Here is a 23,698-nt window from a genome sequence, read left to right on the forward strand (position 1 = left end):
ATATTCTTCATAAATATTTTACATTTGGATTGCAATGACAACTAGCGAATCCACTCGAATAGAATGACGTGCCCATAGGCAGGATCAAACAGTGGATCTGAAGTAAACTCAGCAACCTTCTTCAGATGTGCATCAACCGATTTGCCTTGCTGTGCAAATCCTTTCACGACATGATCTGTTAGGAATACCCGACGATCAGAATTGGCACTCGCCAGGGACTGAAAATACCCATACGTATAAATGCGCTCATGTTGATAGTCAGCTTGCAAGTACTGAAGGACTCTTGTCTCTTCCCAAGTAAACAGGATGAGAGGTTCCTTCAAGCTGCTTAGATAGTCATGCAGTTGATAGACTGCCGGTTCGTCTAGCGCCTGCCTTTTCAATAGCTGCGAGCCGTAGAATAGCTGGATAGACAAGAGACCTGCTAGGAGAAGATACATGAGCTTAGGTGTAATCTTTTGCAGAGTCGTCATATGTTCAGATGCCTTCACCGCATTTGCCATTTGTATCAAATAAACAAATAAGCATAGTAAGGCTGGCGCAACGACAGGCACGATATGCCGTGGTTTTTCAATATTTTGACCTACTAACGCCCACAGGGTATACACAACAGCACAGCCGACCATCCAGAATAGATAGCGCTTGTTCTCTTTCTCATGCTTAGGAACTGCAACGAATCTCCGCACCACTGAAGCGACAACTAGCAGAATGGTAAAAGACAAGCCAATGAGAAAGGAACCGCCAAATAAAGCTGCCCCCAGCAAGTTATGCCCGAATAACTGGATGATTCTATCTCCCAATGGCATTGACGTTGAGATCACACCACCGCCCCACTCAGAGAAATGCCCCTCTACAAAAGCTAGGGACAGCTTCCAGAAGCCAGCCACATTTCCTTCGGAAAGTACCAAGCCAGCTACCCAGATCAATTGAAACAGCCCTGCTGTCAGAACTGACCCTCCTATTCGGAACCATCCCCTCCAACGGGTTGCCCCCTGCTGCCAAAGCGAATACCAGAGAGGAACTAAGGCTAAACCGTAAGGAAAGAAGGATAAGCGTATGCCCATTAAAAAGCTAAACATCAACAGCGCAAGCCCGTGTCGTAGCACGGAATGAGGACGATCCATCGCAAAGCGGATACTCCAAAGAAACCACCACAGCATGGCCATCCCTGCGCATTCCGACATGGGACGCGAGGACATGAGCCATATGTAGGGGCTGCTTAATACGAGTGCAGGCAGCAAAAGGCTCTTAATGCCGCTGCCCGTCAGTCGATGTGCTAATAAAAACATAGGAATCGCGGAGCTTAATGCCGCTAAGGTATTGAAGACGGATAAAGCTATAGCGGGATCATTCATCCATTGGTTAATAAACCAACCACCCAGAATAAAGTAGGGATATCCAGGAAAATGAGGCTGCATGGCCAGTAAATCATACCGATGCAGAGCCAGCGTGAAGTCCACCTCGTCCCATGTGCGCACATAAGGACTTGCATATAGCAGACTAAGGCAGGTCACACTGGCAATAACCGCAGCTGCAAAAAGCGCCATTACAAACGCGTTGCGTATCATATGCTCGGTTCATCTCGATGCATCTGGACTTTAGCCTTGCGCTTGCGGGAGACGGGACGTCTCATTTCTTTGTAAATCGCCGGAAGTACGGAAGACACATACTGTCTGAACTTGATGAACGATTGACCCTTGGTCCGAACTTGGTACGAGATCGGAATCTCCTCTAAACGATAGCCCTGACGAACCAGATTAATCGTGAGCACCTGAGCATAGTTGTAGTCATGGATAATGGCGGCGTTCTCCATGGCATCGCGTGAGAATCCGCGCATCCCTGACTGGCCGTCATAAATCCATCTGCGCAGCAAGATCGCCTGCAGCAATGTAAAGGTATAGTTGCCCAAGCGGCGATGCAGCTTCATCCCTTGAATGTGACCTTTGAAGCGTGAGCCAAAGGTATAGTCCGCGCGCCCGCTAATAATAGGCGCAAGGACGTCAGGGATTTGCTCCGGCGGATACTCATTATCCGCATCTATCATGATGCCAATGTCGCCGCCGAGCTGGCAGCATTGCTTCAGCCCTTCACGAACGGCAGCGCCGAGCCCTCGATTGTGCGGAAACGACACAATGTGGTCGGCCCCTGCATCGCGTGCAACTTGGACGGTGCGGTCCTTGGACCCATCGTCGATCACGAGCACTTCCACCTCGTACTGCGGGTGGAAATCTCTCGGAACGCGGGCAATGACCCCGCTGATATTCTCTTCTTCATTATGTGCAGGCATGAAAACGATGATTTTTTTCTTAGTCATGATGCTTGATCGCCTCCGTTAGTACAGGTCCACGGCTATGGCTCGGGAAGGGTGCTCCTAGTAGGTAAGCCAGCGTCGGCGCCATGGATACGAGTGAATGCTTCTCATCAATGCGGCGTCCTGCTTCAATACTAGGACCGTGCAGGAAGAAAGGTACATAACGCTCGCCTTCGTCGAGATGACCATGTCCGCCAATGCCGTCTGCCTGCCCGTGATCGGCGCAGATGATGAGTGTCGTATTCGCCATCATTCCGCGTTCTTCGAGCCAGCCGACGAACTCTTCAATGAGTTGATCCGCTTCTGCGATCTTTTGCGTGTAATCATCGTAGAGCACGCCTCGACTGTGCCCCGTCTGGTCAACCCCAATCAATTGGGCAACGAGTAAGTCTGGATTTTGCTCCGCCATAATCTTCTTAGCTCGTTCTATAATGTTTCGATCCGCAACATCGTTGTGCATGACGGCCGTCACACTCTCAACGTCGTCTCCCATAGAGTCGATTAAGTGTGCGATCCCCAGCAAACGCCCTTTTTTCCCCACTTTACGCAGGGAATCGAAGATACTCTCAACCCGAATGCCTAGCCTCCACACCATATTGGAGCGAATCCCGTGCTCGCGAGGATAAGTTCCAGTGAACATCGAGGAGAAACAGACTACAGTTCGAGCCGGATAGACCGTCTCCATTTGCGCATATTCAGTGCCTTCTGCTCGCAATTTCTTCATAAATGGTGCATGTGCTTCCTCAAACCGCTCTTTGCGCATACCGTCGACAACGATTACGATAACCTTCTGGTTGAGTGCTTCTCCTCCCGCTTGTACAGGACTTGAATCTCGTGTATAGGTAGGAATTTCAGCCGGCTTCCAATCGAACAAATAGCGGTGAAGAATAAATGCGTAAATCAACAAGCCGCCAGCAAATAGCAGCCCCATTCCCACATCGGCAGAAACACCCGCCTCAAACTGACGATAATAATGACTCCATACGAACAACAGCAGCAAAAACTTAGGCATCTGCTCCTGCGCATTACCGCTCGTCGAGTCACTATTTTTGAGGACAAGCTTCCAAAAACGTGTGAAATTCCACCATGTCGTACCAATTCTTAAGTGATAGTAGAACGTGCCCCAGAAATAAATCGTAAAGAAGAAAAACAACCCTAGTGCCAGCACATATAGTGAGAAATCATTTCGTTCCCAAATCAGAAGTGCAGCAATAAGCGGCATCCATAAATAATTGCGTAAGAAGAGCGGGAAATCGAAGCAATAATAGAGTATAAATAGAGGGAGCGTCACTAGAAGTCCTAGACCTGCCGCACTCCAAAAGCTAGGATCAGACCATATGCCGATATGGTAAAGCAGGAAAACGCCAACCACGAAGATAGGTGTAAAAGGTTTCCCCTCGTTCAATAAGTTCCAGCAGCGAGCTGCAACAATTTCAAAAGATGATGCTTTCTTCATATTAATCTTCCTTCCGCACTTTGCTATGTAATTGTGACTTGGTTCGACCTGTAACTCGGCCCATCCACTCTTTCATTTCTCGCCAATGCAGCGGCATCCGCAGTAGGGAATAGCCGCCCAACGCATAGGAAAATAGAAATTTGAACGTGTGAGACAGAAGCGCAGCTCTGTACGCTTCTTTCCCATCTACACCTAGCAGGGCCAACGAACCGCTCATCGTGCTTTCGTAAGTGCCAATGCCACCTGGTGTGATATGAAAGATTTGTCCAGCAATCGTCATGCTATTGGCCCAAATGAGAGAAATACTCCCCAGTTTCAACCCTATGATTTGAGCAACAGCGAAAATAACACCCGCTTCCAGCACCCAACTTAGCGTGATTAAGCTGAGAATAACAAGCCCTTTACCCGAAAACATTTTCATCTGAAAATGGGCTGAATGCTTGACGACAAATGGGATTCTACGAATTACAGGTAAGTAATGAGCTGTTGCGAGAATCATTGTGCCGCAGGCCAGCAACGTCAACCAAATCCATGAAGAAGGCAAACCCATGCGGATAATACCTATTCCCCCAATACCTGCAAGCACCAGCATATCGAGCAGACGCATAACGGCGACTGAATGCAGCGCATCCTCCCAAGACTTCCCGCCATTTTTCATTAATAAGCCTGTACGAACACCATCTCCCACCTTAATCGGAAGCACGTGATTTACGAGCAAGCTGTAGCTAATGGCATGAAAATAAAACGCGAATTTAACCTCTTGTCCCGTATATATTCGCCAAGCTGCCGCCTTGAGAAGAAAGGAAGCTAGGTAGATGACAACCATGAAAACGAGCCACTGCGGTTGATGGAAAAGCTGCCCTACATCGCGGAGCCATTCCTTGGAATCGAACCATTGCCAGGTTAAAAAGATAGAACAAACGACTAGAAGAATTGCAATAGAACGAATCATTCGTTTCTTTGTCAGCATTTTTTTAAGACCTTCTTTAATGTGAAGTCTAATGAAGTGATGAGAATGAGAATCACAGTCAGTATAGGGGCTTTATACTGTTACGTCAATTAAATATTTACCAGAATGTATAAAAAAACCTGAGGGCGATCCCTCAGGTTTCTTGTGTTGTATTTATATCCAAAACAATAACCACTTATCTGCTCTCGCGAAATACCTTTACCTGCAATTGCTCCGAAAACACTAACTTATAGCAAAGTACACTCAAAAGAATACTTGTAATCGCAGCGGAGCCTGTAAAGGAAAATACGATTAAAATTTGATAACGCACAGCTTCCACTGGCTCAGCTCCTGCCACGATCATACCCGTCATCATTCCTGGAAGCTGAACTAGTCCTACTGTTTTCATGCCGTCGATGGTCGGGATCATACTGAATTTAACCGCTCGTTTCCTTACTTCTTGCAGTGCCTGTCCTGCGGAGGCTCCAAGTGACAATAGCGCCTCAATCTCCCCTTTCGATGCAAGAACTTCTCTTTTGAGTTGAGTAATAAACAAACCTGATACGATCATGGCATTTCCGATGGTCATGCCGCTTAGCGGTATGATGTATTGCGGTGTGGCTTCAATGAGATGCAGCCCTAGAAGCATACCCATCATAAGAATTTCCACCGTCAGGATCGACAAGGCAATTCTCCATATAATTCCAGTCATGCCCCCGCCGTGTTTTGCCGCATTCCAAGATGCTACAGAAATCATAAGAGTAATAATGATGATCAAGTACACCGCATGCTGGGTTTGAAAAATGTAATGTAGCACATATCCAATAAATAATAATTGCAGTGTCGATCGTATCGTGCCAATTGCGATCTCTTTTTCTAATCCAAGCTTCTGCCAAAATGATATCAACATCGTTGCCAGTATAAATAGTAAGGTAAAACTAAGTGATAACATCGTCATATTTGAGCCTCATCTTTAATTAACCCAATAAATTTTCTCGCTGCCTCTGTCGATGGCTCTTTAAAGAAAAGCGCTGTTGGTGCATCTTCAAGAATTGTATTGCTCGACATAAACCATACGCGTTCACTCGTACGCGCGGCTTGCTCAAGCTCATGCGTAACCCCTATCAGAGTAGTTCCTTCTTGTTTATGCCACTTTTGTAGCAAATGCTCGACAGCCCTTGTATTCACTGTATCTAAGGATGATGTGACTTCATCTAGAAGCAGCACTGCTGGGCGCAGTAGCATAGATCTAATTAGAGCAATCCTCTGCATTTCTCCACCAGACAATTCACGGGCATTCTTTTGAAGATCCAACCCGCTAAGTCCCGATGTCTCCAGCAATTCATCTGCTAGCTTGCTTTCATAAGACTTGCCATGCAGTCGGCTTGCTGTACGCAAATTGTCCTCAATACTCCCAGGCAACATAACAGCTTGCTGGGCTACATAGCAGATTCGTTTCCTCCAGTTTCGTACTCCAACCTTTTCGTAAGAGACTCCCTCAAATAGCATACTTCCTTCATCAGGTGAATTCAGTAGGGCCATGGTGCGCAGAAGTGTGCTTTTCCCTTGCCCTGATGAACCAATAAGAGAGATACGTTCAGATTGCTGTATCTTCACTGTAATACCTGAAAACAGGTAAGGAGATTTGGGTTGGTCCTGCTTATTTAAATACTTGGCTAACTGATTAAGCTCAAACATAATTGGTGTCCTTTCGGGTTCTTAGTGATCTTTACCCATTGTAGCACTTGCTCGAAAAAAAATCCCTAGACTCCCCACATCCCGTGTGGTATCTTATTGGTATTACATTGATTCAAAATGGTATCACCCAGAATGGTGGTTTAATCTCATGGAGAAGTCTCCGCTTATTAAAGAAAGACTGGTCGAACAGCTTCGTGAGCAAATTCAATCTTTACAGAAGGATCAACTTGTCAAGATCCCATCTGAACGCGATTTGTCCGAAAACTTCGAGGCCAGCCGGGTTAGTGTAAGGGCAGCGATCAAGACTTTGGTACAGGAGGGCTTACTCGTTCAATTACGAGGCAAAGGAACCTATATCGTTCCCGCTGTCCTCTTAGACACGCTATATGTCATGTGTTCACCAGATATCAAAGCGAATGATCCCTACTACACGAACTTTCTTGTTGAAATTACAAATCTATCTGCTAAGCAAGCGATCAAAATCTCCATGGTGCATCCTGATCAGCCCAGTACAGCTTCACTTCCGAGTCCACTTATTCTAATCGGACAAATGGATGATGCACAGCTGGATCGGCTCAAATCAGCGTCTGGACAGCTTTTCTCTATTCAGCGCTACGCCCACCGTGAGGATATTGTCCAGATTTATTTCGATGATTATCGGATCGGCAGCAAAGCGGCCAAAACACTGTACGATGCAGGACATCGATCGTTCACCCTGCTTGCAGGCCCAGACAAGTACGATTCCTCTCGTCTTCGTAAGCAAGGCTTTCTAGCCTATTGCCAACAGCACGACACGCCTGTACAAGTCATTACGGAGAAAATGAACTGGGAAGGCGGCCGCCGAGCAGCAGACCTTCTGCTTACAGCCGATCTGCCGAATGCCATATTCGCCGTGAATGATTGGATGGCCGCCGGTTGCATGCAGGGCCTTCGCGAGAATGGCCGCTCGATTCCGGCTGATGTATCGATCATTGGCTGTGATGATATTCCACTCGCTGCTCAAATATCACCAAGATTGACGACATTTAGCTTGGATGCCAAGCATCTCGTCGAGGAACTGCTTTCTGCCATTCATCACCATCGCGCACAAGCGTCTGACGCTAAGGAACAAATCATACTTTCGGCCGCTTTCATCAGTCGGGAGTCGGTTTCTAATATGAATCACTAAGGAGTAGATACCTTTCATGGCTAAGCTGACTATTCATGCGGATTCCCCCCTACACACGATTAATCGAAATATTTACGGTCATTTCTCTGAACATCTTGGACGTTGTATCTATGAGGGAATTTGGGTTGGACACGACTCGCCCATTCCTAATACAGAAGGCATGCGCAACGATGTGCTTGAAGCTCTCAAAAAACTGCAAATTCCTGTGCTTCGCTGGCCAGGCGGCTGTTTTGCAGATGAATATCACTGGAAAGACGGTGTAGGACCAGCAGAGAAACGTAAACGAATGATCAATACGCACTGGGGCGGTGTTCTGGAGAATAATCATTTCGGCACGCATGAGTTTCTTCGTTTATGTGAATTGATTGGGGCTGAGCCTTATATCAGCGGCAATGTTGGAAGCGGTACCGTAGCTGAAATGTCGGAGTGGGTGGAGTATATGACCTTCGACGGTGAGTCACCTATGGCGAACTGGCGTCAAGAAAATGGCCGTGACAAGCCATGGAAGCTTACCTATTTTGGCGTGGGGAATGAGAATTGGGGCTGCGGCGGGGATATGCGTCCTGAATACTATGCCGATTTGTATCGTAGATACGCTTGCTATGTAAGAAACTATGGAGATAATAAGATTTTTAAAATCGCCTGCGGCGCCAATAGCGCGGACTACAACTGGACCGAAGTCTTAATGCGTGAAGCAACCAAATATATGGATGGCATCAGCCTTCATTACTATACACTCCCGACTGGCGTCTGGAAGGACAAAGGATCCGCAACGGATTTCAATGAACAAGATTGGTTTAACACGCTAGAGAAAACGTTATACATGGACGAACTCATTACCCGTCATTCCGCCATTATGGATACCTATGATCCTGACAAAAGAGTCGCCTTAATCGTCGATGAATGGGGCACTTGGTACAATGTAGAGCCTGGCACGAATCCTGGCTTCCTTTTTCAACAAAATACCATTCGCGACGCGCTAGTCGCTGGTATTAATTTAAATCTTTTCCATCACCATAGTGATCGCGTCCGCATGGCTAATATTGCTCAGGTCGTCAATGTGTTGCAATCCGTCATCCTTACCGAGGGTGCTGAGATGCTGCTTACTCCGACTTACCATGTATTCGACATGTACAAGGTACATCAAGATGCGAGTTATATTGCTACAGAAGCCGTGAGCCCCGCTTATGAAATGGATGGCAAGCAAATCGATCAACTTAGCGCATCTGCTTCAATAAATGCAGATAACCAACTGCATATTTCTCTTTGTAATTTGCACCATGCCGATTCACTGGAAGTCCAGTGTGACTTGAAGGGACGCCAGGCCAGCACAATCTCTGGTTTGATGATCAGCTCAGATACGATGTTAGCGCACAACACATTTGAAGAGCCAGATCGTGTGAACTCACAAGCTTTTACCGATTATCGGATCGAAAATGACGTCCTTCTCGTGACGCTTCCAGCCCACTCCGTGGTTACGCTTTGTCTAAAGTAGAGGTGTTCCGACATGGATAACTTAGCTAGAACTACGCCAGATGTTGGGTCCGATTGCAAAGGCTGCTCTGCCTCTGTTCACGTGACGCCCGAAGAAATTGCCAAGCTTTTCGGTGAGACGCTGCGTGTACGTAACCTTAAGCTGACAACGGAAGTTGAATATGAGCGTCGCATCGCAGTCTGCACGAGTTGCAGCGACTATCAATACGGCACAACGTGCCGCCACTGCGGCTGCTTAATGGATATAAAAGCCAAACTTAGCAGCGCCCGCTGCCCTTCCCCGCATGGGAGCAAGTGGTAGCCCTGCACGCTAAAATAAAAGATCGCTCCCCACTACAGTGGGTTAGCGATCTTTTGGTTTATTTTCGACTATACAACAGTGGATTTAGCTCAGAAGCCGCTAGCTCCCCTGGCTGTTGGCCAGGAAACCACCTTTTCAAATCACTCTCGCGTGCTTTACTATCCGGCTCGGCAATCGTCAATCCATCCGCATAATAAATAATGGTCATCACTTTGCGCATCGTATCCGTCGGGTTACCAGGCGCGCTATGCAGCGTCCAACCCGCGTGGAACGTAGCATCTCCGGCAGCCATAGCGCCATGAGAGATGGTTTCGAAGCCTTTCCCCTCGATATACCCCGCGAGTGTTCGGTGTGACTCATCTGAGATCACCATCTTATTAATGTAGCCCATAAGATGAGATTTCGAAGCAAATGTCATGGAGCCTACTGCCTCTGAAATGGGGACAAGTGGCATCCACATCGTTATCGTCTTATCGGTATCCAGCGGCCAATAAATTTGATCCTGATGCCAAGGGGTATGACCGCCATGCGGCTCCTTGAACAAAGCTTGATCGTGATACATCCGCACACCATCAACACCCATGAGTTCAGCAGCAATTTTGGCAAATCGTTTGGCAAAGGCGAAGCGGCGAATTTCTTCACTCTTCTCCCATAAATTCGAAATCTGGATGAATGCTTTCCCATACGTATCGCGCTGATCAAGCGGTTTATCTTGGTTATTCAACGTTTTCACTAGATCAGAAATAATCGGTTCATACGCATGGATCTCAGCTTCACTGGCTACCCCGCGCAGCGCAATATGACCGTCTTGTTGATAGCTCATCTTCTGTTCTTGCGACAACGTATAACCATCTTCCATCAAGGGTAATTCATTCACGCCGTTAGCTTCCAGACTGCTCATCCTCATGCACCTCGACTTGTCTATTTATAGCTTTATTATAGGACCACCTGGGGGAAGTATCTTTGTCAAACCTGGTTATTGATTTGTCAAAAACAACTGGATTTCAACCATCCTCCTACACTAAAATAAGAAGAAGGTACACGCTTCTGCTGTCTGGCAACGCCATTGGAAATTTAAATGAAACGAGGCTCTATTATGCTGCATAATGTACTGGATTCCCCGCCGATCGTCCCTTATATCCGAGAATGCGACTTTGCCGTACGCAAACCATGGAACTACCCCGAGCGCAGACTCTTGGATTATTTATTGGTATACATTCAAGAAGGTACCTGTCGTTTCTCGGTTGATCATGTTACTTATATGTTTCACTCTGGGCAATTCTGCCTCGTGCAGCCAGGCAGCCTGCTTTCGCTAGAGGGACTCACGAACACGGTCACGCCTTTTCTTCATTTTGATGTCGCCTATAATCCTGTACGAGAAGACAGCTTTCCTACACGACCAGGACAAATTGATCTCACCGCCTACAACCATCTGCTGCAGCCAACCTTGCAAAACCTGTTCAAGCTACGAGTTCCCGTACAGATTCAGCCACAGAATCCCGTTCTTCTCAAAGAGAAGCTGTTGCAAACGATTGAGCTTGTCCATGTGGCTAATCCGCTTACCCAGCTCAGAATACAGCAGCTCATGATCGATATCATTCTCGCTATGCTAGAACCCTATCAGCAAGACGTTCCTACCATAGCTCCAAGCCTGAACTGGATCACTTCTTATTTTTCCAATCATTTAAGTGATCCTCTATCCGTTCAAGATATGGCTAGTCGTGCCAATTTATCCGTCTCTCGGTTCGGCTACCTCTTCAAGCAACGTTACGGGACTTCCCCGCACCAGTACTTATTGCAGATGCGCATACACCACGCCAAAGAATTACTTACGAATACCGAGCTCAGTCACGAATCCATTGCGGATTACTGTGGCTTTGCCGATTTGCATCATTTTTCTAAAATATTCAAACAACGCACAGACACGACGCCCGGCGAGCATCGCAAAACAACGAAAAATCCCTCCAACCGATAACACTATCGGAAGAAGGGATTTTGTCATTACCTATTCAAAGTATACAGCTTTACCTGTCTTCGCTGACTCATAAATAGCTTCTAGAATCTCAGACACCACACACGCTTGCTCAGGTGTAACAACGGGATCTGTATCATTCTCTATCGCTTGAATCCATAGCTTCATTTCTAAATCGGAAGCCTGCTCAGCTTTACCATCGTAGAAGGCAACGCCGCCTGCTTTCAATTCCACTTCGGTCGTGAACAAACGACTATGTTTCTCTCCGTTAATGCGTAGGCCGCCTTTCATATCCGCGCCGCCTTCAGTTCCTGAGAGTGTACATTTCGCTTCATCCACTTCAAGCGTATTCAGCGCCCAGCTCGATTCAAGAATAATCGTTGCGCCGTTTTTCATCGTAATCATACCAAATGCTGAATCTTCCACCGTGAACTTAGCTGGATCCCAAGGCCCCCAAGCGTTCGCCGCGTTTTCACGCTGAGAAAGCTTGTGATAAGAAGTACCCAAAACAACCGCTGGCTCATAGTTATTCATCATCCACAACGTCAAATCCAGTGCATGCGTACCGATATCGATTAACGGGCCTCCGCCTTGTTTCTCTTCATCAAGGAACACGCCCCAAGTTGGTACTGCACGGCGACGAATCGCATGTGCCTTTGCGAAATAAATCTCGCCAAGCTCGCCCTCGGAGCAAAGCTTATGTAAATGTTGGCTATCGCCGCGGAAGCGATTGTTATAACCAACCGTTAGCTTCTTGCCAGTACGTTTAGCTGCTTCAACCATACGTCTTGCGTCAACCGCTGTTTTCGCCATAGGCTTCTCCGACATAACATGTTTGCCAGCTTCCAAAGCAGCAATCGTGATTTCCGCATGGGAATCATTCGGCGTACACACATGAACGATGTCGATGGAACTATCCTTCAATACCTCACGATAGTCCTCGTAGACACGCGCTTCTCCCTTACCATACTTATCAGCAGCTTCTTGCGCTTTCTCTAAAATGATATCACAGAACGCTACCATTTCTACATTGTCCAATTTGCTTAAGCTAGGCATGTGCTTGCCATTGGCAATCCCTCCACACCCAATAATCGCGATCCGATACGTCGTTGACATGATGTTCCTCCTCTATAATGATCCTACACATTTTAATAATGACAATACTCGTATGTATATCCTAATTATACCCCATACCTCGGTGAAAAAAATTCCCGATTTTGCGAATAATGTATGCAATTGTGTTATCCAATAGGTACGCAGATTATCGATTCACCTGGATATTATGCAGCTAAATCTCCACTTTTAGTCCGGATCGGCAATCGTGTCCACCAAAAGAGAAAAAAGCATGGTTGCCGCTTCCCCAGCATCCATGCTACTTTACTTTTTAATCGTCGTGGCGATTAGTTTGTACCCGACTCCGCGTATCGAATCAATCTGAACGGATTGTTGATTCATTTCCAGCTTTTTACGCAAAGAGCTCACATGCACATCAACCGTTCGCTGACCACCGATATAGTCGAAGCCCCAAACGATATTCATGAGATCATCTCGCGTAACGACCACTCCTGGTCGCTGAACTAGATAAAGTAGTACTTCAAATTCCTTAGGCCGTAAGGGAATGGACTCCCCGTTAAGCACAACTTCATATTTCTCCGGATAAATACGAAGCTCACCCGCTTGTATGACTTTCTCATTCGATTTCGCCATATCCGATGCGGCCTCATCCGATTGTGTACGTCGCAGAACAGCTGCCACTCGCGCAAGCAATTCAGCTACCCCGAAAGGCTTGGTGATATAATCATCTGCTCCGTGCTTCAAGCCCTGTACTACCTCATCCTCGGCATTGCGCGCGGTTAGAATAATGACAGGCGTGCGATTACCTTTTTGCCTAAGCTTAGCCAATACCTCAAAACCACTAAGACCCGGTAGCATAATATCCAAAATGATTAAATCATACGACTGCTGAAGTGCCTCCTGCAGACCGTCACCACCATGATCAATCACTTTCGTATCATAGCCTTCCTGCGAGAGGTTATAGGATAATAACCGAGCCAACGTCGGCTCATCTTCAATTACTAGTATTTTTTGTGCCATGGGATCCCCCGCATTTACAGTTTATTAACATTGCACACCTTGAGTGTAACACACAATTGTAAAGACATTGTAAACCCTTCATCATCGGGGTGTAAATCCACAACTACCTATTTAATGAATAACAGGCAACTCAATGATAAATTTCGTCCCAACGCCAACTTCACTCTCAACGCGAATGGTTCCTTTATGCATTTCCACCAGATGCTTAACGATCGATAGCCCTAATCCAGTCCCACCTGAGCTTCGGGATCTCGCTTTATCTACCCGATAGAATCGTTCGAAGATACGCGGTAAATCCTTCTTCGGTATCCCCATCCCTGTATCCGATACAATAATTCGCAGTCGTTCATAATCCCCATCTGCATTGGTTTCCAAAGGTTCTACACGAAGCCTGACTTTTCCGCCATCTTGCGTATAAGCAATGCCATTAGACAGTAAATTAATGATGATTTGGCGCAACCGATCCTCGTCCGCTTCAATATACATATCGTCCTCTACCGTCATGGTGAGCTCAATATTCTTCTTCTCGGCTTCTTTGCGCAGTACACTTAGTGATCTCTCCAGAAATTCAGGCAAATAGACAGGAGAGAAATTCATCGGAATACGTTTCGACTCTATCTTAGACAGCTCTAGAATATCACCAATCAAACGATTTAACCGCTCGCTCTCATCGAAAATGATTTGTAGAAACGATACCGCCGTTTCCTTATCATTCAACGCGCCTGCCAGCAGCGTCTCAGCAAAGCCCTTCACTGCCGCAATCGGTGTCTTCAGCTCATGGGAGACATTCGCTACGAACTCACTGCGCATACGCTCTAATCTGCGAACCGCCGTGATATCGTGGAGCACGATAAGCACGCCAGACCATTCCTCGTCCTCATGCGCAATTGGACTTAAATGAATATCCAAAATACGCTCTGCCGGATAATAGAACATCATCTCATCCGAAATCGGTTCCTGCAGCTCGATACATTCCTGAATCAACTTAGTGAAGTCATATTGCTGCTTCGCTTCATTATATTTTTTCCCTAGCAGCTCCTGCGAGGTGAATCCCAGAATCGCTTCAGCAGAAGGATTGAGCAGCATAATCCGCTCTTCACGGTCAATCATCATGATACCGCTCATCATATTTTCCATGACACCTTGCAGCCTGCGTTCATTTTCTTGAATACGTGCCATTTGACCCTGCAAGCTCTCAGACATCCGATTAATCGCTTGTCCGAGCTGCCCCACCTCATCATTGCGATACGCTGGAACACGAGATTCATAATTCAAATTCGTAATTTGCTGCGCAACCTTTGTCATCCGCTCAATGGGGCGTGTAATCCCTTTGGCAATCCGATAGCTGACAATACCTGCAATAACAAAGAGGATCAATAATCCTGAGATAAGGAAATACCATAGACTGCGGATAGATTTATCGACTTGCGCTAAGCTTAACGATATTCGCAGATACCCGATTGTCACTTTGGCTTCATTTTTAACCGGAATCGCTGCGTACAGCATGTTTTCTTTCAGTGTATCACTATAACGTGTCACATAACCGACGCCATCTTTCGCGGCCGCCGCGATTTCTGGTCTTGTTAAATGGTTATCCATCTGCTCTGGGAGTTGATCGGAGTCCCCCAGCACTTTGCCGTCAGCACGTACATACGTCAAGCGTTCCGTTGTCGCGTCTTTGAGTCGATGCGCTTGCGCAGAATAATACGAGTACAGCTCGGCGTCGGTCCCTTGATAATCCCAAACACCACTAGAGGCAATTACATGAAGCTCTCGCTCCATATTTTCTTGTAAAGACTTCACATGTGAACTCTCGAGAACCTTCGCCATGAATATGCCGGCAACCAACATCGAGCATCCAATGAGTAAGATTAAAATCAGGGTTAGCTTTGCACGAAATTTGGTCATGGACGCGTAAACCTCCAACAGGGTGATGTGCCGATTTATTCCAAACAAAAAGAAAAAGGGCTACTCTAAATAGTAACCCTAATTTCTCATGCTAATCCAGTATTTTTTTTGTAAATATGTCGAGAACGCGTCGCGGATTAGAATTTATTTAAAAACAGGCTCTTTCAACGCTGCTAATTTCTCTAGAGAGTTCTTCTCCACGTCGGCATGCAAGCTGTTGCCATGAGAATCCATCGTTACAATAGCTGCAAAGCCTTCTGTCTCCAAATGCCACATCGCTTCTGGAATACCGAATTCCAGATAGTCAACGCCTTCCACTTTTTTGAAACATTGTGCGTAGTACTGTGCAGCACCACCAATAGCATTCAAGTACACGCCGCCGTGATCTTTCAACGCTGCCAGCGTCTTCGGTCCCATCCCGCCTTTACCGATAACTGCGCGAATACCGAACTTCTTAATAATCTCACCTTGGTAAGGCTCCTCACGGATACTTGTTGTCGGTCCAGCCGCTTTCACGTGCCATTCACCAGCATCATCCTTCGCCATAACCGGTCCACAGTGGTAAATCGCTGCACCGTTCAAATCGATCGGCGCATCATGATCCATCAAATATTTATGAAGTGCATCGCGCCCAGTGTGCATCGTTCCGTTAATGACAACGACGTCGCCGACTTTCAAGCTGCGAATTTGCTCTTCTGAAATTGGCGTCGTAAGAACGATCTCGCGACGCTCTTCTTGCGGTGTATTTCTAGCTTCTTCGGCACTTGCTTCGAAAGCATCTTGGAACGAAACCTCTTCGCCTCTAGGGTAAGACCAGCCATTGATTTCACCAGTCTCTGCATTCAGAATCACGCCTTGACGACGGAACGCCCAGCAATTATAAGCCACAGATACGAAGAAGCTAGCTGGCAGACGGTTCATCACGCCAACTTTACAGCCAAGCAATGTCACTTGACCGCCAAAGCCCATCGTACCAATACCCAACGTATTCGCGTGCTCCATCACATACTCCTCAACCTTACGAAGATCCGGATGTGGGTTCACATCGTCTACACGACGGAACAATTGATGCTTCGCCAGCTCATAGCCGCTTGTTCGATCTCCACCGATTCCAACACCGATAAAGCCAGCGCTGCAGCCTTGACCTTGTGCTTGGTAAACCGCGTGCATCACGCATTTGCGAATGCCGTCGAGGTCACGACCAGCTTTGCCTACACCTTCAAGATCTGCTGGCAAGCTGTATTGAATGTTTTTGTTCTCACAGCCGCCGCCTTTGAGAATGAGCTTCACTTCAACATCGTCGCGCTCCCATTGCTCAAAATGGATGACGGGTGTTCCAGGTCCGAGGTTATCCCCGCTATTAGCACCTGTCAGCGAATCTACGGAATTCGTACGAAGCTTGCTTGCCTTCGTTGCATTCGCAACTGCTTCAAGGATATGTTTCTTCATTACAATTTGGTTTGCCCCAACCGGACAGTGTATAATAAACGTTGGCATACCTGTATCCTGACAGATTGGAGAAACATTGGTTTCCGCCATATGAATGTTATCGGCAATGCGGGATAGTGATAACGCTGAGCGTGTACCCTTGTCCTCTCTTGCTTGAGCGGCTTGTACCGCAAGGCGAACATCACCTGGAAGATTCGTGGATGTTTCCACAATTAAATCATAAACGCTTTGATAAAAATGTTGCATAACACAGTCTAGCTCCTCTCAATTACCCGCATAATCTTAAAGAATATTAACTATTATATCATACCTCATAGGAACAGTTCGACGGTTCTTGTGAGCAAAACAAGGAGATTCACTGACATGTACAAAAGAATCGCAATTTCGATTCTCGTTAGTCTACTCGGGCTTACGCTCTTACTGACCCCCTTGCAGGCTGAAAAATCCGGGACCATTTACTATCAAGATCAAGTAGCCGTCCTTATGTATCATCATATCCATGACACCGATACCAGCTCAAGCACCATCACAAGTGCCCTTTTTCAAGATCAACTAACCTCGCTGCTCAGCAAAGGCTATCATTTTATTTCATTAAATGAGTTTAAAATGTACATGGCAGGCGCAACGGTTCCCTCGAACGCGGTGCTAGTTACTTTTGACGATGGGTATCAAAGCTTTTATACAGGGGCTTATCCTATTCTCAAAAGCTTACGCATACCCGCTGTCAACTTCGTCATCACGAAGGACTTAGCGACACCCTTGGCCTCTTACATTCCGTCGATGTCTTATGATCAAATCAAGGAAATGACGCATGCGACGAATTTCATCGACATCGGCTGCCATACGGACGACCTTCACCACAAGCTGCCGAGTGGTGAAGCTGCGTTGGTGGGTAAGCTCGATGGCGAGAATGACGCTGCGTACCAGCAGCGGGTGTTCACGGATGCGCAAGCCTGCGTGGGCAAGCTTGCACCGCTCACCGAGGCGCCGCTCGACGCGATGGCGTACCCTTACGGCATCACGTCGCCTGCGGCGACGGAACAAGTGGGGAAGGCGGGCATCCGCTACGCCTTCACGATCTCACCCGAGATGGCGACGCGCAGCGCCGATCACATGTTGATCCCGCGGATCAACGCGGGCAGCCCGAACATCACGCCGGAGCTGTTGCACCGTTCGATCCAGCGCAGGGTCGAGGCGCAGCAAGGCAGCGCGCCGCTGCGCTTGGACGCGGCCGCTGCCGTGGCGCAGCTCGGCGGCAGCGCAACCGCTGAAGGCGGAGAGCTGCGCCTCCGCCTGGGGGATGCTGCATTCACCCTGCAGGTGAATGCGAAGACCGCGACGCGCGGCGACGGCGCGCGCGTGCGATTAGGGCAGCCCGTGCTGCGCGAGCACGGGCTGGTCACGATTGCGCTTGACGATCTGCAAGCGCTGATCGGGCAGTCGCTCGTCTACACCCCGGCCACCGGCAAGGTGGCTGTGCGGGTGGCGCCGAGCGTGAAATAAGCCAGCTGAGTGCCCGGGATATGGACGCACAGGATGCGAACACGGGCTCTCGACGCTCGAGGATTAACTGGAAAATGTACAGCTAGTTTCGTTTGATTTTCTCGTTCACTCGATTTAACTGTAAAATATGTAGTTAATAACTCTGTTTTTATGCATTCTAGTAAAAAAGCATAAAATTAACTTCATGTTATCCATCTATTCTGCGTTTGATAGGTAAATTCAGAAATTTAACTGTAGAAAATCCATCTATCCGACTAAAACACAGGAGAGATTTCAAGAAAATCCCCATCAATCTCACTTTTCAAAAAAAAGATGGCATGAGAGGCACATCATACGGCGCCTCCACGCCATCTTTTTTTAATTTGTAACTAAGTTCAGATTATCAAAATGGAATACGCCCGTTTGCTGCTTATAGGCTTGCAGCACGACACGAATTTGATTGCTTGTTGCTGTAAAAACAAGATTTAACGATTTGGTCGCATTCGTGAAATCTTGTGCAATGATTTGGGAACCACTATAGATGTACACATACCCATATGTTGGATCACCTGTACTCCACATATCGCCTGTTAACTTATAAGCCTGACCAGATGAGACGGTTACGGCTTGCTCGACTTCCGCAATATCCACAGTCGTTGGATGTAAATTCAGTGTGCCACCCGTCACGTCTGACACACCGGTTTTCGTATTTTTCCAACCTAAAGCAGCATCACTAACAAGTCCTGAACTAAACGTACCGTTCTGAAGCAAACTGCTTACAGCAGCATTTGTCGTCACGGCTAATACGCTGCTCGCTGCAGACATATTTCCTGCTGCATCTTTCGCTTTGACATAATAACTATACGTCGTATTCGCTGTTAAACCAGATGCCACATACGTTGTTCCTGTTACAGTAGTTAGTAACGCATTGTTTTGATAAACGTCGTATGCCGATACCCCTACATTATCCGTAGACGCCGTCCACGAAAGCATAACACTGTTACTTGTTTTGGAAGGGGATATCAAGGCAGTCGGTATGGTTGGCGCTTGTGTATCCGGGGTTTGCGCTGCACTGCAAGGGAATACGCAATAGCCTGGGTATTGTTCACTCGCAGCCCAACCCGTCATCGGATAAGACTCTTGCTGTGTTATAGCACCTGAAGTGCTGTACGGTTTGAAATTCACATAATCAACCAGCAATTGTGCTTTGGAGAAATTCGCTGGTCCGCCCCAATTTTTGGGGAACCAATAACCTAACCATAAGCGCCCTGGTTTAGTAGGGATGAATTTGGTTGCATCTGCCGTATATTTGGTAACACCATCCACCATGAATTGAACATAAGGCGCAATGTTATGAGCGGGGTCAGCAATTTGCCAAATAATTTTGTACGTATGCCATTGATCATCCGACACGTTCGTGCCTAAATCCGTATAATTCGTATGATATTCCGTCTCATTCTCGCCTTGCCACGTATTAAATAAGGCCTTATTAAATGTCATACCTGTATGCGTCGGGCCAGGACGTCCTGGAAATTCCATATCAATTTCATTGTTACTGACCCAGTAATCCGCGTTAGGATCCACGTTAAATTGCTGAGCTTCAGGGCTTGTCGCATCCATTTCCTGATAATGGAACGTCCAGATCGCAGGAACAGCACCATGCGGCATTCCTTCATTGTTAGGCCCCGTTATCACTTTTGGTATTTTCATGCGAATCTCATACTCACCAGAGCCATAATAGTGCGAAGTCGCAATAGCGGCACCAACACGTCGACCATCTTTTCGCGGCACGCCATTGCTATTCATCCCAATAGGTAATCCGTTGTAATAATCACCATGCGCTTCTAGTACCAAATGTCCTTGTGCATCCAGCTTAACGTTATCCGGGTGAACACCGCCGTTCCAGCTTTGTCCATTGACACTTGAGTTTCCGAGCATGCCGCCCCAATTTTTCTGCGCTATTTTCCATTTACTTGTGTCTAGCCACGTTCCATCAAAGTTATCACGAAATTCCCCTGTTGTTGTGCCCCATCTTGTATTAATCGCGTCTGCAGTCATAGGACGGAAATCAGAATCTTCCCAACCGTCATCTGGGAATGTCTCCGGCATCCATGTGTCTCCTGGCTCATGGTAAGGCTCGAATTCAAAGTAGTCGACAGCCATTTGCTTCACATCAAAGTTAGCTGAAGAGCCTGCCCAGGCATCCGGGAACCAAACACCCAGCCAGAGACGACCTGCGTTGGTCGGGAGCGTTGTTGTACTGGTCGCGATATACTGATCATCTATATAATAGTCCACTCTTGGTGTTTCTCCATTGCCTCCTGTATGCCAGCGATATTCAAATTTATGGTAGTTCCCATCGTTGACATGGATACCTTTAGCTGCCAGATTGGCATAAATGGTCGTATATTCATTATCCGCCTCACCTGTAAAGGTGTTCAAAAGCGCCCGGTCATACGTTTGCCCCGTATGTGCGCCACTCGGTCTGCCTGGAAGCTCAATATCAATTTCATGATTATACGCGTAATATTCGGGGTAGACGCCGCCTGCCCCTGGCAGCAAGCGGCCTTCTTTAAAGGCTCTGATGTATTCTGGATCTCCACTCGCAACTTTGACACCATTTTTGGTGGCAACAGATCCGTAATACTCCTGGTAATGAAAGCTCCACATCGTAGAAGCTACACCTAGATCGGGGATAATCTTCGCGGACATCGTATATCTGCCAGAGCCCATGTAGGCTTTCGTAGCTACGGCTGCGCCCACTCTTTTGTTCCCTCGCTCCACAGTATCCACATTGTACGCAAGGTGATAAGGCGTAATATCTTCCTTGCTTTTATTGGGTTTGTATAAGCCTTTGACTGGACCATTATATAAATCACCATGTGCTTCAAGAATTAAGTTGCCGTTTTGAACCTTAACATTTTCTGGCACTACTCCATTGTTATTCATTCCTCCCCATTGCTTAGCAGCGATGAGCCATTTTTTGGGATCTAATGTGTTTCCATTAAAATCTTCGCGAAATATACCTGTATTTTCGTGGCCGTAATAATCGTCTGCGTACACTGGCTGTTGTGGAATCCAGTTGCTGAAAAGGGAGGATAGCATAAGTACTGAACAAACTTGCGTAAGTAGTCTGATCTTTCTTTTTGCCCTTTGAGCGTATTGTCGCATTGGATTAACCATTCCCTTCCAATCATTGTTTATGGTTTACTTGGCCTTAAAATAAATTTAATACCTCTGATTCCCCCAATTTTAGGGTAAAAAAAAGATCATGTGCCTTGTATACGACATGACCCTAAATTGGAAGTGATTGCTTTACCTGTAGTTGTAAGCTTTCATAATTCTTCACGACCTGCGCTCTCACCTTAAATGGATGCAGCTTCGACATGACCATTTCCTCAACTTCATCCCTGGCCATCCAAGCCTGACATTGTTCAGAAGCGGTCATTTCCCACTGTTCAGCATCTGCTAGGAGGGCATTCAACACCTTCATACCACGCTTCATAATTACATCGTTCTCTAAGGGGTGTTTGTCTTTCACATACATCACCCATTCCACATCTTTCAAGGCAATTTCAAATTGGATGTACAATTCAGAGAATTTAGCTGCTGAACTTAATTGATTGACATACCGTTGCAACTGCACGCTAGGTGACTGACATTCTTTTAAGACTTGCTGTGCCGCATAATAGTATTGCGCTTTACGTGATTGGGCTCCTTTCTCCATGAGCTGCAAGGCTTTTAAGATCGCGCTGTCCCCTTCCGCAAAATAGTGCGTCCACAGTCCGTCAAAACTTTCTCGTGTCGTGGATACCTGCCAAGAAAAACAGGCGTGTGCGGCTAACGGATACCAACCGGATTCCCAGGGCTCAATGGAGGGAGACAGCGAATAGAACCGTGTCCAAGCTGATGAGAGAACCCCTGATAAATCGGTTTGTTTCGCATATTTGGACCAAAACATCACATTTTGAATTCGGTCTTCTTGGTTAGCGAACCATTGATTCGTATGATCTGCACCTCGCACACAAGAAACACCAAAGATTTCAGTAACGTGCTCTTTGTACGCCGTTATCCAAGGAACATTGTTCGTTCCATATAGCGGATACTCCCCTGAATCCCATAACGTACGAATCATTGCCTGCTCATTATCCGGCAAATCTTCCAACCAGCTGTACCGAGAAATAGCACCCGGATCCTTCTCTAACCATTGTTTAGAGGCATAATAACTTCCTGCCCACCACACCCAATTGCTTCTGCCATTATCGTAGTAACTCCAAGAACTAACGGCCGTCCCTTCCGGGAGCTCGCTCATTCGCTCCACACACTTCTCTGAGTGAAACATATCGTCCCAAATAATCGGTTTCTTGCCTTGCAGAAGCACATACGCTGCTGCTTGCTTGACATAATGCATGAATAAATCGACTTTTGTACGTCGTTCTGCCCCGTTCGCTTGCAACCATGCCTGACACTTTGCACATCGCCCAAGAGCCATCGCCTCATCAGCACCAATGTGAATATAGGTACTTGTCGGATGCCAAGCAACGATCTCATCGATCATATCTTTGAATAGTTGAAGGGAGCCAGGATGACAAGGACAAAATTGGAACGTTAATCCGTCTTCACAGAGATCGTTGTACGCCTGATGTTTTAGCACGAAATCAACATGCCCTATACTTGGAATGCACGGTATGACGTCAATCCCATACAAGTCGGCATAATCGAGCATTTCTCTAATTTCTACGTGTGTATAGCCATTTGTCTTATGGATCTCAGGATGGTTTGTATAAGGAAACTGATCTTCATACTCGATTAAGAGCGTATTTATGCGCAGACGCGCTAGCTTCTGAATCGTTTCCTTCACATAAGACATGAAAGGAACACTGCCTTTGAAATCAAAATGATGTCCGCGAACGGCTAAGTCTGGCCAATCTACCAACCGAATATTGGGTATAACTAGATTCCCTTCCTGCCTGCTGCTCATGTTCTTCATCCATTGCTCAATGGCAAACCAGCCATAAAGAAAACCGCGATGTGTATTGGCATGTATGAACATACAACGATCCGTGACCATACAAGCATATCCCTCAGCATGCTGAGAGGCTTTTACAATATCTTGTTGTTCCAGGAGTTCAGCCTTGATCAGCAAGTTTTCTTCAAAAAAGGTAGCTATTTCAATACGAGGTAAATCATCCTCTATGATAGCAATTTCTAATTCATAAGCGGATTGAAGTGATTCTGCCATCAACCTAGCTGCCTGCATGGCCATCTTACCCGCTTTTATGGTAAGCGTTTGATGATGGATGATAAATGAACCCGCTAATTGATAAACGAGCTTTACTTCAGGAAAAAACAGGCCATTACCACCTAATGTCATGTATTGTCACTCCTTACAACGATTCTTCCTGGTCGGTATACG

General features: G+C 46.7%; 18 protein-coding genes. 5 read left to right on the forward strand and 13 right to left on the reverse strand.

The genetic code is table 11. From position 1 onward, the window contains the following. Positions 1-41 precede the first annotated feature (41 nt). From AC58QM_RS28580 to AC58QM_RS28605, 6 genes are all read right to left on the reverse strand, one after another. Entirely contained in the window at positions 42-1,568 is a 1,527-nt protein-coding gene (locus tag AC58QM_RS28580) for a nucleoporin-interacting protein (protein ID WP_497288189.1), read from the reverse strand. Further along, entirely contained in the window at positions 1,565-2,314 is a 750-nt protein-coding gene (locus AC58QM_RS28585) for a glycosyltransferase family 2 protein (protein ID WP_497288190.1), read from the reverse strand. The genes AC58QM_RS28580 and AC58QM_RS28585 overlap by 4 nt, the downstream gene beginning before the upstream one ends. After that, positions 2,307-3,767, reverse strand: a complete 1,461-nt coding sequence (locus AC58QM_RS28590) for an alkaline phosphatase family protein (protein WP_497288191.1) — start codon at positions 3,765-3,767, stop codon at positions 2,307-2,309. Before AC58QM_RS28590 ends, AC58QM_RS28585 begins: the two co-directional genes overlap by 8 nt. Position 3,768: 1 nt before the next feature. Then, entirely contained in the window at positions 3,769-4,737 is a 969-nt protein-coding gene (locus AC58QM_RS28595) for a lysylphosphatidylglycerol synthase transmembrane domain-containing protein (protein WP_497288192.1), read from the reverse strand. Positions 4,738-4,912: 175 nt separating this feature from the next. Then, on the reverse strand, positions 4,913-5,674 hold the full coding sequence (locus tag AC58QM_RS28600; protein ID WP_497288193.1) for an ABC transporter permease: 762 nt from the start codon (positions 5,672-5,674) through the stop codon (positions 4,913-4,915). After that, entirely contained in the window at positions 5,671-6,414 is a 744-nt protein-coding gene (locus AC58QM_RS28605; protein WP_497288194.1) for an ABC transporter ATP-binding protein, read from the reverse strand. The genes AC58QM_RS28600 and AC58QM_RS28605 overlap by 4 nt, the downstream gene beginning before the upstream one ends. 148 nt (positions 6,415-6,562) lie before the next feature. On the opposite strand from AC58QM_RS28605, the gene AC58QM_RS28610 reads away from it, so the two are divergent. From AC58QM_RS28610 to AC58QM_RS28620, 3 genes are read left to right on the forward strand one after another with little or no spacing between them, the layout of a single operon-like run. Beyond that, positions 6,563-7,582, forward strand: a complete 1,020-nt coding sequence (locus AC58QM_RS28610) for a GntR family transcriptional regulator (RefSeq protein ID WP_497288195.1) — start codon at positions 6,563-6,565, stop codon at positions 7,580-7,582. A gap of 16 nt (positions 7,583-7,598) precedes the next feature. Beyond that, on the forward strand, positions 7,599-9,077 hold the full coding sequence (locus AC58QM_RS28615) for an alpha-N-arabinofuranosidase (protein WP_497288196.1): 1,479 nt from the start codon (positions 7,599-7,601) through the stop codon (positions 9,075-9,077). Positions 9,078-9,089: 12 nt separating this feature from the next. Further along, the gene (locus tag AC58QM_RS28620) at positions 9,090-9,377 is read left to right on the forward strand and encodes a DUF6171 family protein (protein WP_497288197.1); all 288 of its coding nucleotides are present in this window, start codon (positions 9,090-9,092) and stop codon (positions 9,375-9,377) included. A gap of 58 nt (positions 9,378-9,435) precedes the next feature. Here AC58QM_RS28620 and AC58QM_RS28625 read toward each other — a convergent pair whose 3' ends face one another. Further along, positions 9,436-10,278, reverse strand: a complete 843-nt coding sequence (locus AC58QM_RS28625) for a phytanoyl-CoA dioxygenase family protein (protein ID WP_497288198.1) — start codon at positions 10,276-10,278, stop codon at positions 9,436-9,438. A gap of 195 nt (positions 10,279-10,473) precedes the next feature. On the opposite strand from AC58QM_RS28625, the gene AC58QM_RS28630 reads away from it, so the two are divergent. Next, positions 10,474-11,352, forward strand: coding sequence for a helix-turn-helix domain-containing protein (locus AC58QM_RS28630; RefSeq protein WP_497288199.1), 879 nt, complete (start codon positions 10,474-10,476; stop codon positions 11,350-11,352). A gap of 30 nt (positions 11,353-11,382) precedes the next feature. On the opposite strand, the gene AC58QM_RS28635 is transcribed toward AC58QM_RS28630, so the two are convergent. From AC58QM_RS28635 to AC58QM_RS28650, 4 genes are all read right to left on the reverse strand, one after another. Next, positions 11,383-12,465: a Gfo/Idh/MocA family protein gene (locus AC58QM_RS28635; protein ID WP_497288200.1), complete on the reverse strand. Its 1,083-nt coding sequence runs from the start codon at positions 12,463-12,465 to the stop codon at positions 11,383-11,385. 261 nt (positions 12,466-12,726) lie between these two features. Beyond that, positions 12,727-13,443 carry a response regulator transcription factor gene (locus AC58QM_RS28640; protein WP_497288201.1) on the reverse strand — a complete coding sequence of 239 codons (717 nt, stop codon included), beginning with the start codon at positions 13,441-13,443 and terminating at the stop codon, positions 12,727-12,729. A gap of 111 nt (positions 13,444-13,554) precedes the next feature. Further along, positions 13,555-15,351 carry a two-component system histidine kinase PnpS gene (pnpS, locus tag AC58QM_RS28645; protein ID WP_497288202.1) on the reverse strand — a complete coding sequence of 599 codons (1,797 nt, stop codon included), beginning with the start codon at positions 15,349-15,351 and terminating at the stop codon, positions 13,555-13,557. Positions 15,352-15,495: 144 nt separating this feature from the next. After that, entirely contained in the window at positions 15,496-17,046 is a 1,551-nt protein-coding gene (locus AC58QM_RS28650; RefSeq protein WP_497288203.1) for a fumarate hydratase, read from the reverse strand. A 117-nt stretch (positions 17,047-17,163) separates the two neighbouring features. Here AC58QM_RS28650 and AC58QM_RS28655 point away from each other — a divergent pair, with 117 nt between their 5' ends. Beyond that, complete coding sequence (locus AC58QM_RS28655) at positions 17,164-18,303, forward strand: polysaccharide deacetylase family protein (RefSeq protein ID WP_497288204.1); 1,140 nt, start codon at positions 17,164-17,166, stop codon at positions 18,301-18,303. Between the two features lie 357 nt (positions 18,304-18,660). Here AC58QM_RS28655 and AC58QM_RS28660 read toward each other — a convergent pair whose 3' ends face one another. Both AC58QM_RS28660 and AC58QM_RS28665 read right to left on the reverse strand, forming a co-directional pair. Beyond that, positions 18,661-21,231 carry a family 16 glycosylhydrolase gene (locus AC58QM_RS28660; RefSeq protein WP_497288205.1) on the reverse strand — a complete coding sequence of 857 codons (2,571 nt, stop codon included), beginning with the start codon at positions 21,229-21,231 and terminating at the stop codon, positions 18,661-18,663. Positions 21,232-21,577: 346 nt separating this feature from the next. Further along, positions 21,578-23,656 (reverse strand): family 20 glycosylhydrolase, encoded by a 2,079-nt coding sequence (locus AC58QM_RS28665; protein WP_497288206.1) that lies wholly within the window; start codon positions 23,654-23,656, stop codon positions 21,578-21,580. Positions 23,657-23,698 lie beyond the last annotated feature (42 nt).

The organism is Paenibacillus sp. J22P165, from assembly GCF_059692015.1.